Source organism: Aquimarina agarivorans (genome assembly GCF_000218485.1).
Taxonomy (GTDB): domain Bacteria; phylum Bacteroidota; class Bacteroidia; order Flavobacteriales; family Flavobacteriaceae; genus Aquimarina; species Aquimarina agarivorans.
In genome coordinates this window covers 12123-27003 of the sequence record NZ_AFPB01000061.1, presented here as the reverse complement: position 1 = coordinate 27003, position 14881 = coordinate 12123, and the positions used below count along the sequence as shown (strand labels likewise).

8 protein-coding genes are annotated in these 14881 nt (G+C 34.4%); 2 read left to right on the top strand and 6 right to left on the bottom strand.

The features are described from left to right. Window positions 1-91: 91 nt before the first annotated feature. Window positions 92-1309: a NupC/NupG family nucleoside CNT transporter gene (locus GMC_RS0102745; RefSeq protein WP_029489566.1), complete on the bottom strand. Its 1218-nt coding sequence runs from the start codon at window positions 1307-1309 to the stop codon at window positions 92-94. A 76-nt stretch (window positions 1310-1385) separates the two neighbouring features. Between GMC_RS0102745 and GMC_RS0102740 the strand changes: the two genes are divergently transcribed. After that, window positions 1386-2504 carry an esterase-like activity of phytase family protein gene (locus GMC_RS0102740; RefSeq protein WP_010520693.1) on the top strand — a complete coding sequence of 373 codons (1119 nt, stop codon included), beginning with the start codon at window positions 1386-1388 and terminating at the stop codon, window positions 2502-2504. Window positions 2505-2679: 175 nt separating this feature from the next. Here GMC_RS0102740 and GMC_RS0102735 read toward each other — a convergent pair whose 3' ends face one another. From GMC_RS0102735 to GMC_RS0102720, 3 genes are all read right to left on the bottom strand, one after another. After that, window positions 2680-4380 carry a M1 family aminopeptidase gene (locus GMC_RS0102735; RefSeq protein ID WP_138940548.1) on the bottom strand — a complete coding sequence of 567 codons (1701 nt, stop codon included), beginning with the start codon at window positions 4378-4380 and terminating at the stop codon, window positions 2680-2682. A 111-nt stretch (window positions 4381-4491) separates the two neighbouring features. Continuing rightward, window positions 4492-7506: a protein translocase subunit SecDF gene (gene secDF, locus GMC_RS0102730; RefSeq protein WP_010520691.1), complete on the bottom strand. Its 3015-nt coding sequence runs from the start codon at window positions 7504-7506 to the stop codon at window positions 4492-4494. A gap of 541 nt (window positions 7507-8047) precedes the next feature. Further along, window positions 8048-8974 carry a malate dehydrogenase gene (locus GMC_RS0102720; RefSeq protein ID WP_010520690.1) on the bottom strand — a complete coding sequence of 309 codons (927 nt, stop codon included), beginning with the start codon at window positions 8972-8974 and terminating at the stop codon, window positions 8048-8050. Window positions 8975-9184: 210 nt separating this feature from the next. Here GMC_RS0102720 and GMC_RS0102715 point away from each other — a divergent pair, with 210 nt between their 5' ends. Beyond that, complete coding sequence (locus GMC_RS0102715) at window positions 9185-10081, top strand: DUF72 domain-containing protein (protein WP_010520689.1); 897 nt, start codon at window positions 9185-9187, stop codon at window positions 10079-10081. Between the two features lie 290 nt (window positions 10082-10371). Here GMC_RS0102715 and GMC_RS0102710 read toward each other — a convergent pair whose 3' ends face one another. Together GMC_RS0102710 and GMC_RS0102705 are read right to left on the bottom strand one after the other, a co-directional pair. After that, window positions 10372-11703: a TolC family protein gene (locus tag GMC_RS0102710; protein ID WP_010520688.1), complete on the bottom strand. Its 1332-nt coding sequence runs from the start codon at window positions 11701-11703 to the stop codon at window positions 10372-10374. Next, entirely contained in the window at window positions 11687-14881 is a 3195-nt protein-coding gene (locus tag GMC_RS0102705) for an efflux RND transporter permease subunit (protein WP_010520687.1), read from the bottom strand. The genes GMC_RS0102710 and GMC_RS0102705 overlap by 17 nt, the downstream gene beginning before the upstream one ends.

The window sequence follows — 14881 nt, the reverse complement described above, 5'->3', positions numbered from 1 at the left end:
GTGTGTGTGTGTGTGTGTGTGTGTGTGTGTGTGTGTGTGTAGTAGTAGTAGTAATAAATTAATTAATTAATAATAATAATAACTAATTTTTTTATAATAATATTCCTGCAATACAGGCCGTCATCCAACTTGCTAATGCGCCTCCTAGCATGGCTTTCATAGCCAATTTAGCCACATCTTTTTTTCTGTTGGGTGCTATTCCTGATATTCCTCCTATTTGTATTCCTATGGAAGCGAAATTAGCAAAACCACATAACGCATAACTGGCTATTTGAGCAGTTCTGTTTGAAATCTCATTATTTTTTAGCATAACGCCTAAATCCTTATAGGCAATTAATTCAGTCAACGCTATTTTTTCACCTAATAAAGTTCCAAAAGCTCCGGCTTCGGACCATGGAATTCCCATTATAAATGCCAAAGGCTTAAAAAAGAATCCAAAAATTTGCGCCATAGATGTATCTGCTAAACTCAACAAACCATCAATTAACGCCACCATTCCTACAATAGCAATTAACATTGCGGCTATATTTGCTGCTAATTTTAACCCATCAACAGCACCATCAGCCACCGCTTCAATGGCATTACTATCTGAATCACTTGTTGAAATTTCTGCCGAATCCTTTGTTTCGGACTTAGCCGTTTCAGGAAAAATAATTTTAGCAATCACAATAGCCGCAGGCGCACTCATAATTGAGGCAGCCATTAAATGACCTGCAATGCCAGGTACATTATCCAACATTTTTACATAAATAGCCATAACACCACCTGCTACCGTGGCAAAACCACCAACCATTACGGTCATTAACTCTGATTTTGTCATTGACTTTACGTAAGGTTTTACCAAAAGTGGCGCTTCGGTTTGCCCTACAAAAATACTTCCCACCACACTTAAGGTTTCACTCCCACTGGTACCTAATAATTTCTGCATCAATTTAGACAAACCTTTTACTACAAACTGCATCACTTTTAGGTGATATAATAAACTCATTAAGGCAGAAAAGAAAATAATCGTTGGCAATACACGTACAGCAAAATTGATTATTGGCGACTCTACTTGACCTGTAATAAAGGAAGCGAATAAAAAGTCTCCGCCTTTATCCGCAAAAGCCAGTAATTTTTTTATGGCTGCATCAAAAAAATTAAAAAACGGCAGTCCAATAGGAGTTTTTAAAATAAGTAAGGCAAAAGCAATTTGTAGTAGCGCACCCTTCAATACAATTTTAAAATCTATCTTTTTTCGGTTATTACTTAATAAATACGCAACACCCAACAGCACGATCATGCCTAAAATACCCATAAAACGGAACATAGTTTACCTTTAATTAACATTGCATAAATTTAATTTTTTTAAATTGTTTTTTAGCTATGAAATCAATAAGTAACTCATGAATAATTCGCTTTTTAGGTTTTTTCTTCCTACAATAATATTTTTTGCATTAATCAGCAGCATTAGTTGTCAAAATTCCGAAAATCAAAACAAAATTGCCGTTTCACCGCAGTTAACTTTAATTGGTGAACAGCTTATTAAGGCCAACTCTGTTTTTGACAGCACCCAGGTTGGCGGATTATCGGGAATTGACTATGCAAATAACACCTGGTACGCTATATCGGATGACTCAAGAGATCCCATTCGCTTTTATGAATTGGAATTGAATTACACCAATACTGCTTTTACTTCCGTAGAAGTTATAAAAATGAACGAACTTTTGGATAGCACTGGAAATGCATTTCAAGCTAGAACTATTGATGGGGAATCCATTCGATTTGATAGGGATATTAATCGATTTGTATGGACATCAGAAGGTGCTTTGTCCGTAGGCATTGCGCCAACATTATTTGAAACTCATCCAGAAACCTTAATAAGTAATCCTATTCAAAAAATTACGAACTACCAGCAAAGTATCCCCAATGGTAGCTTAGAAGGGCTAAGCCTAGATTACCAAGCTAAAGGATATTGGTTTGCTATGGAGCTACCGCTAGTTACTGATGGTGAAATTCCAACTTTTACCACAAACAACTCCCCAATACGAATCAATTATTTTGATAAAAACACCCAATCCATCAGCAAGCAATATGCCTACCAACTTGACAAAGTTGGGCTTGAACCTAAAACCCCCGATGCCTTAGCAATTAATGGTTTGGTAGAATTACTGGCAATAAATGAGCATCAACTTTTAGCCATGGAACGCTCCTACACCAGTGGTTACGGAACTAATGGCAACGTTGTTAAAATATACCTACTCACCATGGATGGTGCTACTGATGTGAGTTCAATAAAATCATTAAAAACAACACCGTTTGTACCTGTTAAAAAAGAGCTCCTATTAAATTTAAACACTATTAAAAATCAATTGCCTAGTAAACGCATTGATAATTTAGAAGGGATGTGCTTAGGACCTAAACTTTCCAACGGAAATAATAGTCTGTTACTTGTTGCTGATAATAACTTTAACAAATTTGGTGAACAACTTAATCAGTTTATTGTGTTCGAGTTTATCCAATAATATTCCGAGGACAAATACTCGTTTTAAATCAGAATTATCATAGTAAACTACCTCGGAGCAAGCCCACGAGGCATTCGTTTGAAACAAGCTTTCAATTTCGAGGCAAGCCTCGGATTATTATACCCTTTGGCAGTGCCAATAAAACAAAAGCCATTTGCTAACTAAAAACCAAAAATCAGTTGATCCCTAATTTTTTTAAATTTGTATCATTTACTACCATTTGTGGTATTTTAAAAAGCTCATAATCTCTCAAAATACTAAAAACCATAGTTTTTCCATTTCTTAAGATTTTGTAGTTTGAAACTGCTCCTGGTTTAGTATCATTGTCATAATCTACAAAAATATCGCCCTCTTTCAAACCCGATTTTTCTGCTTTTGAATCTTTATTAATAACCTCAATTTGATTTCCATTTTTAAAATAAACACCTAACAATTTTAATTTTTTGATTTCTGGATCAAATTGAATTTTATGAGCCTTAAAGAAACGCGCTAAAGGAATCAAATTTCCATTTTCTATAAAATCCACAAATTCCTTTTTTACGTTGACGTTTAAAAACTTGTTGAGCGTTTTTATAAAATGATTATGAGTAATTTTTTTATTATTGTCAACCGCCGATGTCAATAATGCATGCATCACGTTATCTAAACTGTATTTTCCTTTAGAGGTGGCATAAATTTTCTGATCCAAGTAAAACGCATATAATAATCCCCGATCGTATGGTAGCTGTTCATAGGCGGTATCATTCCAAAAACTTTCAGTGCTAATTTCAGAATTGGGTGCTTGATTTACTTTTGATTGCCAATGTTTTTTAATCACCTCATTTATTTTGATAATAAAATCAGTTTTGGGGTTTCCTCCTATACCAAATTTCGACATTAATTTGACCGTATAATATTCGGTAAACCCCTCGCTAAACCAATATTGTTCTTCTTCATTTATATTCTTGATTTTCCCACCTATCCAATTGTGTAAATATTCATGACAAAAAAGTTTGGTAGGCAAGTTTACATTTGAAGTGGCGAATGCACTGAACGAATTTGTAAGTCCAGTTCCTACTACTGTAGATCGATTAATATCCTCAGATTGTTTAGGATCTTCAATTTCCGAAAGGAAAATTGTATAATCCAAGCGTTCAGTATCATTCCAAAAAGTTGTCACCGCTTCAATTATATCCGTATTGGCATCAATATAATCCTGTAAATTAAAATGATTCCATTCGCCATGCATTGCAATTACAACATTTTTATTACTTATTTTACTTCGTTTAAATCTATAATTGCCACCTACGAATCTACTCATTGTAAATTCAGCACACGTCTCATTTGATATTATTTGCTGCTTTTGGGTAGCACCAAAACTATTTAAAATCGTATAATCCGAAGAAAAACCTTCCCAATTTATGGTAATATTAAAGTTAGTTTTATGTTGTGTATCGGTTAGTTTAGGAAATAAAAAAAGCTGCCATCCAAATAAAGAAAAGTAAGTTTCATTAATTACTGGTCTATATTCCGCTCCTAATAGATTTTTATCTCCATTGTCTTGCTGAATTAAATATTCAACAATCAAATTTTTAATTTCCTTAGCATGATTTAAAATTAACTGATCGTTTTCACTATCCATGGTAACAGTTGCTCCTTGATGCAATACCTTAATTGATTGCAAACATTTGTACAGATCGGTTTCACCCCAAAATTCATTTTTATACTCCAATTTTGTGATTCCTGATTTATTTGCTGCGTAAGTTGCTTTTACTTTTAGCATCATCTTGCCTTCGACACTAACCAAACTAACGTTAAACTCGATGTTTTTTGACTTTGCTAATCCTAATGTAACATTAAGACAAAACAGTAAAACTAAGAAGTAGATTTTTTTCATAATCTGCAACTTACAAAAAAAGGTCTTTGAGCAAATGCCCAAAGACCCTTTTTAGTATTCTTTTAACTAAAAAATTAGTTGAATAGAATTATTCTAAATAAAACTCACAAATTAAGCTTTAGCTTCTTCCAATTCTTCAGTTTTTGGTTCTTTAACTTTTAAACCTACTTTGCTTACCGTATCAAACATAATTGGTGTTGCAATAAATAATGAAGAATATGTACCTACAATAACACCGATAATTAATGAAAACATAAACCCTCTAAGTGGTGCCGCAAAAATAAAGATAGCAACCAATACTAATAATGTAGTTAATGAGGTGTTTAACGTACGACTCAATGTACTACTTAATGCACCATCTACCAATCGTTGTAATTTCCATTCCGAGTGTTCATTTAAAAACTCACGTATACGGTCAAATACAACCACAGTATCATTTAATGAATATCCAATTACCGTTAGTATTGCTGCTATAAAGGCCTGATCAATTTCCATGTTAAATGGCATTACTTTGTGTAATAATGAAAAGATCCCTAACACGATTAATACATCATGGAATACTGCGGCAACAGCACCCAAACTAAATTGCCAACGTTGGAAACGTAGTAAAATGTATAAGAATACTACTAATAATGAACCTAATACGGCCCAAAATGCAGCCTTTTTGATATCATCGGCAATTGTTGGCCCTACTTTCATGGAGGACATAATTCCTTCTACTTTTTCATCACTACCAGAAGTAAACAAATTGTAATTTACATTTCCTGACAAATAAGGTTTTAATGCTGTAAACAACTTTTCTCTAACCTCATTATCAACGGCAGTGCCAGTTTCTTCAATCTTATATTTTGTAGTAATTTTTAATTGGTTTGCTGCACCAAAAGTTTTTGCTTCAGCACTACCAAATTCTTTTACCAAAGCATTTCCTATTTCAGTAGGGTTAACATCATTAGCAAAACGTACCGTATACGTTCTACCTCCAACAAAATCTACTCCCTGATCTAAACCTTGGGTAAATAATGAAATTAAACCCGTTACTACTAAAATTCCTGATATTCCGTAAGCAAGCTTACGCTTCTTTAAAAATTCAACGTCAAAGTTTCTGAACCAATTTTTAGTGATTCCTGTTGAAAAAGTTAATGATTTCCCGTTTTTACCATACCCGTCAATAAATAAACGGGTAATAAAAATAGCTGTAAACAATGAAGTTAAAATACCAATCAATAAAGTAGTCGCAAAACCTTTAATTGGACCTGTACCAAATACTAATAAAATTAAACCCGTTAATCCTGTAGTAATGTTAGCATCTAAAATTGAAGATAATGCATTACTAAATCCATCTTTAATTGCCTCTATTTGGGATTTTCCTTTAGCCAATTCTTCGCGAATACGCTCAAAGATAAGTACGTTAGCATCCACGGACATACCGATTGTTAATACAATACCAGCAATACCAGGAAGCGTTAGTACTGCTTTTAAACCTGCTAATACACCAAAAATAAATAAGATGTTTACCACCAAAGCGATATCCGCAAAAATACCTGCTTTTCCATAATAGAATACCATCCAAATTAATACTAGCGCTAGTGCAATTAAAAATGACATCACACCACTATCAATCGCTTCCTGACCTAATGAAGGTCCAACAATTTCGCTTTGAATAATATCTGCCGATGCTGGTAATTTACCTGCTCTTAATACGTTTGCTAAATCTTTTGCTTCAAGAATGTCGAAGTTTCCAGTAATTTCACTTCTTCCTCCTGTAATTGCACCACTACTTACTCCAGGAGCAGAGTATACTACGTTGTCAAGTACAATAGCAATCTGGCTTTGTTGCTGAGAAGCTCTACCAGTCATTTCAGCCCATTTTTTAGCTCCTTTACCATTCATTTGCATGCTAACAGCCACTTGACCCCTTTGTGTATACGTTTGTTGCGCATCAGTAACCACATTACCTGAAAGCTCAGGCTTATTTTGTCTGTTTGCTTTTATAGCATACAAGTCAACAACTTCGCTTCCATCTTCAGCTTTCCCGTAAGCAAAGCGCGTGTAACGTTGCTGCCCGGTTAGTAAAGCTCTTATTTTTGGCGAATTCAAATAAGCATTAAATTTAGCCGTATCTTTTTTAGCAATTGTTGCAATAATTGGTCCCCCTTGGTACACTTTTGATCGTGCATCACGTACCATTAGGTCAAAAATTGGATTGGCAACTTCTTCTTTCGCTTCTTCCTCTTCAGCGTCAGCTAACAAATCATCAATCGCTTTTTTATCTTCTTCCTTTTTAGCATCTTCTGTTGTAGCTTCTTCTTTCTTCTCTTTTTTTGGTGCTTCTGCTTGTAGTAAAGCATTAGCCTGACTGATGAAAGAAATCATTTCTTCCATTTTATATACATCCCAAAATTCCAATTGCGCGGTGCTTGTCACCAATTTAGTAACACGCTCAATATCTTTTGCGCCTGGCAATTCCACCAAAATACGTCCAGAATTTCCTAATCTTTGAATATTAGGTTGTGTTACTCCAAACTTATCAATACGTTTACGCAAAACCTCAAATGCAGAAACAATAGACTCGTCAATTTTTTTACGAATCACAGGCTTTACCTGATCATTAGTCATACTATCTTCAACTACACCATCTAAATTTTTAGTTAAAAAGATATCTGGAGATGCTAATTTAGCATCTGGCAGGGCATCAAATGCTTTAAAAAATGACTCTACATAAGGTTCTTGTGAATCTTTCTGAATTTCATCAGCATTTGCTAACGCTTTGTTAAACGCAGGATTTTTAGATTCGTTTGCCAAACCTTTCAAAATATCTTTTACAGAAATTTGAAGAATAACGTTGATTCCTCCTTTAAGGTCAAGTCCTTTATTTAATTCTTTCTTTTTTGCAGCATTATAAGTAATTCCAAAAGCAATGGTATCATTTCCTATAGAGTCTAAATACTTTCTTTCCGCATTTTCTCGCAATCGTGCGCCATCCTTGGTTCCTTCTGCAAATTTCTCAAAGGCATACGCCTCAGCATCACTCTCTTTTGCATTTGTGATAAATGTATACGACAATTGGTAAATACATACCAAGCCAAATAAAATGGCAAATACCCGTATCAGTCCTTTATTCTGCATTATTTAAATAAATTTAATTTGTGTAATTTCTAAAACGGACAAATATAACTTTTCAATATTTAACCGCCAATTATTTTTTTTAAGCTTATTGCTAAGCCTTTAATACTACAACTGCCGAAGTTTTGCGTAAGTTATTACTTACTTGCATACTAATTCCAATTATAGCTGCTAACATTTTAATTGATACCACCACCCTAAGCCTAAGCCTTTGATTTAAGCCACATACAATTAACTACAAACTACGCCTTCTGAATTAATTAACACCTTACCAATAATGCAAAAAATAAACATTTGTTTTCAAAGACTAATTTGTTACTTTTTTTACCCTTGTTTATGGTTTTTAATAGATTGCATTTGTTTTCAAAGTTCAAAAAAATTATAAGTTTTAACTAATTTATAGCTTTCAAAAATGCTTTTTTAACAGTATTACCTGCAATAATCAACTATTCTTTAATAGTTAATTGTAATATTCATTAAAAAAAGCCACCCCAATGGATAGCTTTTTTATTTTTATCGTTTTCTGCTTTTCAGCAACCAGAAATTACAGCTCAAGTAAGCCGTTTGTTTTACGAACACCTTCAGCACTTTCAGTTAGCTTTGCTTTTTCAGCATCGTCTAATTCAATTTCTACTATTTTTTCGATACCATTTTTACCTAATAAAACTGGTACACCTATTGAAATGTCATTCATTCCATATTCACCTTCTAACAAAGCTGAACATGGGAACATTTTCTTTTGATCACAAGCAATTGCCTGTACCATTGATGACACTGCTGCTCCAGGAGCATACCAAGCACTTGTTCCTAACAATCCTGTTAATGTTGCTCCTCCAACTTTAGTATCCGCAGCAACTTGCTCCAAACGTTCTGTTGTTAAAAATTCAGAAGCTTTAACACTATTACGAGTAGCCAAACGTGTTAAAGGTAACATTCCTTTATCGCTATGTCCTCCGATTACCATTCCGTCAATATCTGATATTGGAGCTTCCAAAGCTTCCGCTAAACGATATTTAAAACGTGCACTATCTAAAGCTCCGCCCATACCAATAATACGGTTTTTAGGCAAGTCCGTAGTTTTATGTACCAGGTAAGTCATTGTATCCATTGGATTACTTACCACAATAATAATTACGTTTGGTGAGTGTTTAATTAAATTTTCAGAAACTTGTTTTACTATCCCTGCATTAATACCTATCAATTCCTCACGCGTCATTCCTGGTTTACGCGGAATTCCTGAAGTAATTACAGCTACCTCTGACCCTGCAGTTTTAGCGTAATCATTTGTACTACCAACAATTTGAGTATCAAAATTTAATAAAGAAGCTGTTTGCATTAAGTCCATTGCTTTTCCTTCTGCATAACCTTCTTTAATATCTAAAATTACAACTTCCGAAGCAAAGTTTTTAATAGCAATATATTCTGCACAACTTGCCCCAACGGCACCTGCACCTACTACAGTTACTTTCATTTTATTTATATTTTTAATTAATTTTAATGCCGTAAAAATACAACTATTCAATCGTTTAAGCAGGTAAGAATTTAAAAATTAAAGTCTAAAATAATTAAGATTCTTTCATTTTTGCCTTTTCGGAGAAGTTAATCCTACTACACAAAATTATCGATATCTTTGAGTAGTAGTCAATAAACTTTTATTATTCCAAACCTTAACCCAATACTAATGCAATTTGGAAAAGTTACCCACCCTGAAATTATAGATTTTACCCTGCCTAAAGATCATCCAGATACTAAATTAGTATTAGCCAAAAATAATAGTAGTACGTTTAAAATTCATATAGGTTGTGCCAAATGGAATAAGCAGGACTTAAAAGGGTTTTATCCTAAAGGGACTAAAGATGAGTTGCATTATTATGCGCGTCAATTTAATTGTATTGAACTTAATGCTGCATTTTATCGGATTTTTCCTCCCGAACAATTTCAAAAATGGCATGCCAAAACACCTGAAGATTTTAAGTTTTTCCCAAAATTGGTGCAAAATATTTCACATTTTGACCGCTTAAAGCCCGAAGCGCAACTCCATGTAGATCGTTATTTGAATGCTGTTATCCATTTAAAGGAAAAACTGGGCACCACATTTTTACAAATGCACAGCAATTTTGCTCCAAAAGATTTTGACAGGGTTGTCCATTTTATTGAACGGTGGCCAAAAGAAATTCCCCTTGCGGTAGAATTAAGACATACCGATTGGTACAATACACCAAGTATTGCCACTGAACTTTATCAATTGTTTGAAGACAATAATATCTCAAATATTATAACAGATACCGCTGGTCGAAGAGATTTAATACATATGCGCCTGACCAATAATGAAGCATTTATTAGATACGTTGGTGCTAACCATGAAACCGATTATTCTCGATTAGATGATTGGGTAACTCGAATTACAGACTGGAAAAAACAAGGTATCGCTGCGATTCACTTTTTTGTACATCAAAATTTAGAAGTAGAATCCCCGCTTTTATCCGCTTATTTGATAAAAAAGTTGAATGATGAATTAAACTTTGATTTGAAAGTACCTGGTGATCCTAATCGAGCGATTCAAGGATCGTTGTTTTAAGTTGTATTTGATACCAACTTTTTTATTGGCTTTGTGTACTACTTTTAGTGATTTTTTAATAAAATGGGAAACTGTACCGAAAAGCAGCGCCTCTTTAATTCTTCAACCTTTTTAAAAACACATACCCCTAATTTTTTATTTGTTTTACTTTGTTGTATCTGCGTTAACTCGACACACATAGTTCTCGATACGTTTTTGCTTCGCTATCGCTACGCAAAAACACTCGAACTAATATTGTAGTTACGCACATAACTCCGAATGATTTTATAATACCATAAGAAAAAAATGAACTAAAATTCGGTGTTAAGTAATTGTCCACTCAGTCTCAAAATACGTAACTCAGCTAATTTAGCTTGGTATTTAGCCTGATTACGGTTTAATTCTGCATTTAGTAAATTTAACTGCGCCTGTCTAAACTCAATAGAATTGACTTGCCCAATTTTAAATTTTTCTTCCGTTCGATTGAAGTTGCTTTTAGCCGTATTAATATTTTTTTCCAGAATTTGAAATACCAAAAGCTTATTGCTGTAATCATCCCAAGCGTTTTCAAAATCGCGCTCAATGGCTGCTACCATTTGCTTTTTAGCTATTTTTCTATTTTCAATAGTTGCGTACGCATTTTTCACTCTGGTCTTGGCTGCTCCACCGTCAAATAAGTTCCACCTTAAATTAAGCGTACCTGAAAGTCCATTATTTGTAGATACTGCCAAAAATGAAGCCGAATTATTATCGTTTCTGTTCCAAGAATAGGAACCTGTTAATCCAATTGTTGGCAAATACGAGGTTTTACTCGTTTTTAAATCAAAATAACCGATTTCAACATTTTTTTCTGCCTGCAAAAGTTGAACATTATTGGCTTTGGTCTGTTGCAAAAGAGCCACCTTATCTTTTATTAGCAAAAACGTTAAATCATTTGACACCTCATAGTTGGCACCAAGCACGTTACCAACAACCAGATTTAAATCTCTTTTAGCATTAATCAATTGCTGTTTACTATTAATTAACCGAATGGTATCATTGGTAATATCTACTTCAGCATTCAACACCGCCAACTTTGTATTTTGTCCGTAATCGAACTGGTAATTACTCCTCAGCAATCGTTCTTTAGAAATTTGAATAATTTCATTTTCAGCCTTCAAATTATCCTTCAATTGTGCCACGTTGTAGTAAACCGAAAAAAGTTGTTCAATTGTGTTTTCAATAGTTTGGCGTACTTGCAATTGAGATAATTTGTATTGTTCCTTTAAACGTTTGTAGTTGTAACGCCTACCCAATCCATCCAACAAAGTATAATTTAAATCAATAGACGTATTAAATCGGGAACTTTCAGCATCATTTAAAACTCGGTTTGTACCATCCTGAAACTGGGCTTCAATATTATCCAGACTAAAAGTGGTATTGGAATTTAACGAAAGTGTTGGCAGCAACCCCGAATTCAAAATATGCGCATTATTTTCGGCCACTTTTAAATTAGTTTCTTCCAATTCAATACCGTAATTATGTTCCAACGCAAGTTGTACTGCCTCAGTTGGTGTTACCAATTGCTGCGCTGTCATTTGCATCAAACAAGCAGCAAAAGAAAGAAATACTCCGATTTTGATTATTTTAATGCCCTGCCTCATGCTGTTCTTTAATTGCACGTTCAACTTCTTCTTTACTAATTTTATTGCCTGTAACTAACCATTTTGTATGTTTTTTAATACTATTACTAAATGACAAAAACAAGGGCAGCACCAACAAGGTTAAAATAGTAGCGTAGCTTATTCCAAAGGAAATTGAAATTGCCATAGGTTTTAAAAACTGTGCCTGTCTGCTTTTTTCTAACAGTAATGGCGCAAGACCTGCAACCGTAGTTAAAGATGTCAAAAAAATAGCTCTAAAACGAGACTTCCCTGCCTCAGATAACGCCAAATCAAAAGTCATTCCTTCCTTTAAATTAGCATTAAATTTACCTATAAGCACCAAACCATCATTCACCATAATACCTATTAGCGCTATAATTCCTAGAAGAGACAGTACATTTACTGAAAATCCGAGCATCCAATGCCCCCAAGCCACAGCTGTTAAACTAAAGGGCACTAATAATAATAGTAAAAGCGGCTGACTGTAACTTCTGAATGTAAAGGCTATGGTTATATATATGAGCAATAGGATAATTCCTCCTACTCTTCTTAATGAACTTCCTAGTTTGGAAGCTTCTCGATTTTGCCCTTCAAACGAAGCTGTAATTGAGGGATATTTTGATTTAAGTTCTACTAAAGTATTTGCTTGAATATCCGCTAAAATATCGGTAGCACTACCACTTGGATCTTTTAAATCTGCCGAAATTTGAATTTCGCGTTGCCCCTCCAGGTGATTTATTGCTACATCACCTCTAGCAATAGTGTAGGTGGAAATATCTTTTAAAAACACCCTTTCGCCATTTGGTGTCAGTATCCGTATGTTATCTAGGTTGTTTATTGAACTTCGATTTGTTTCATCGTAACGAACCCAAACGCGTATTTCATCCTGTCCGCGCTGAAAACGTTGCGCTTGTAACCCAAAAAAGCCAGCTCTAATTTGTCGCATCACAGTACTTAGATCTAACCCCAACAAGTAAGCACTTTCTTTTAGCTCCAATCGTATTTCTTTAATCCCCGCAGGATCATTGTCCACTACATCCTTCAATAATGGATTGGACTCCAGTACTTTTTTTAACTCATTCTTGGCACCTTTAAGCTCCTTGATATTGTTACTAAGTAACGAAACTGAAACTGGACTCCCACCAAAATTTCCTCCTGAACCAAAAACCAAACGTTCTGTTCCTAGCACAGGCCCTACTAAATCTCGTAATTTATTTGCTACTAACGCTGATTTTATAGCATCAGGCCTTTCTTCTCCCGGAAGGAGGTTGATACGCAACTGCGCACTAGAGCTACTTGTAAGGGTTACAATAGTATTAACGAACAATTCTTTACCGCTATCTTTCAAGTATTCCTGGGTCAACTCCTTATTTACAATAAACGATTTTTGTTCGATCATTGAAATTATGGAATCGGTAATTTTTACATTGGTTCCTTTTGGCATTTCCAACTCAATGGAAACACGATCACTAGCAACCGAGGGAAATAAAGTGACCCCTATAATTCCACCTCCAATTGCACCAAAAGTTAACACTAGCAACGCCACTAAAATACCAAATGCTAGTATTTTGAAATTAAGTACAAAATTAAGCGTAGGACTATAAATTTTATCCCTACACCAATTCATAAAGCGATCACCATAGGTGTTGATTACCCTCATTTTGGCAAAAAATTGCTTCATTTTTGAAGGATTTTCTTCCTCTTTTTGTTTTTGTAATGCCTTAGAATGCGCCAAATGCGCCGGAAGAATAATTAGCGCCTCAACCAACGAAACGACCAATGTTAAAATTACAATTACTGAAACTTCACTAAAAAACTCTCCTATCCTACTATCCAGAAAAAGAAATAACGAAAAAGCCAAAAGTGTAGTAATAATTGCCGATACAACTGGTGGAATTACCTCCATTGTGCCATCAATTGCTGCATCAATTGGTGACTTTCCTTTTTCGTAATGCTGGTAAATATTTTCAGCAATTACAATCCCATCATCCACTAGTATTCCAATGACAATGATCATTCCAAATAACGATAATACATTAATAGTAACGTCAAACGAGCCTGCAAAAATAAACATCCCTAAAAATGAGATAGGCAACCCAAATGCTACCCAAAATGCCAATCGGGTATTTAAAAAGAGGGATAAAAAAGCCAATACCAAAAGCATTCCTACGATGGCGTTTTCAGTCAATAAATCTGTTCGTTGGTTTAACGTGATTGATAAATCGCGCACTACATCCAAACGGACGTTATTGTATTTTTGATTGTAGCCAGCTATATATTTTTTAACCTTTTCGGCAGAAGAAATTAAATCTTCATTATTTGTACTGGTAACCGTAATAGCTATAGAAAGCTGTTCATTAAAAAACAAGGCATTTGGAGTTTCCGAAAATCGGTCACGCACAGTGGCTACTTCTTTTAAACGAATAATTTTACCGCTTGGATCCGCTTTTACAATAGTATTAAGCAGTTCCGAACCATAATAGGACCTGCTATTTGCTCTTATTAAATACTCCTCCGCATCTGTTTTTATATTTCCGCCGGTAACTAAAATATTAGAATTACTTACTGCATTTGAAACATCAGTAAAACTTAGGTTATATGCCAGTAATTTATTTTCGTTTACGGCTATTTCAATTTCTTCATCTGGATATCCTTCAATACCAATTTGCGAAATCCCATCAATGGCACGTAAGTCATTTTCAATTTCTCGACCTATTTGCTTTAAAGTTTCCAATCGAACATTTTCCCCACTTAAAGCAAATGTGATTGTTTGCCTAACCTCTTCGCGTTTAGCTACAATCAACGGCTCCATACCTGTAGGGAAAGATGGTACACGATCGACTGCATTTTTGATTTCCAAAAGCATGAAATCAATATTCTCCCCTTTTTCAATTTCAATAGTAATTACACCACTGTTTTCTCGTGAAACAGAAGTCACCCGATCGATACCACGAATACCTTTCAAATTATCTTCAATTTTTAAGGTAACGCCTTCTTCAATTTCTTGCGGAGAAGCCCCGGGATAAGTAATAGCAACCGTAATAAATTTAGATGCTACCAAAGGAAAAAAGGAAGATTTTAAAGATTTTATTCCAAAAATTCCAAAAATAACAAATGCAATTATAAAAATATTAACTGCAACATGGTACCTAATAAAATAAGTAATAATTTTTTTCAT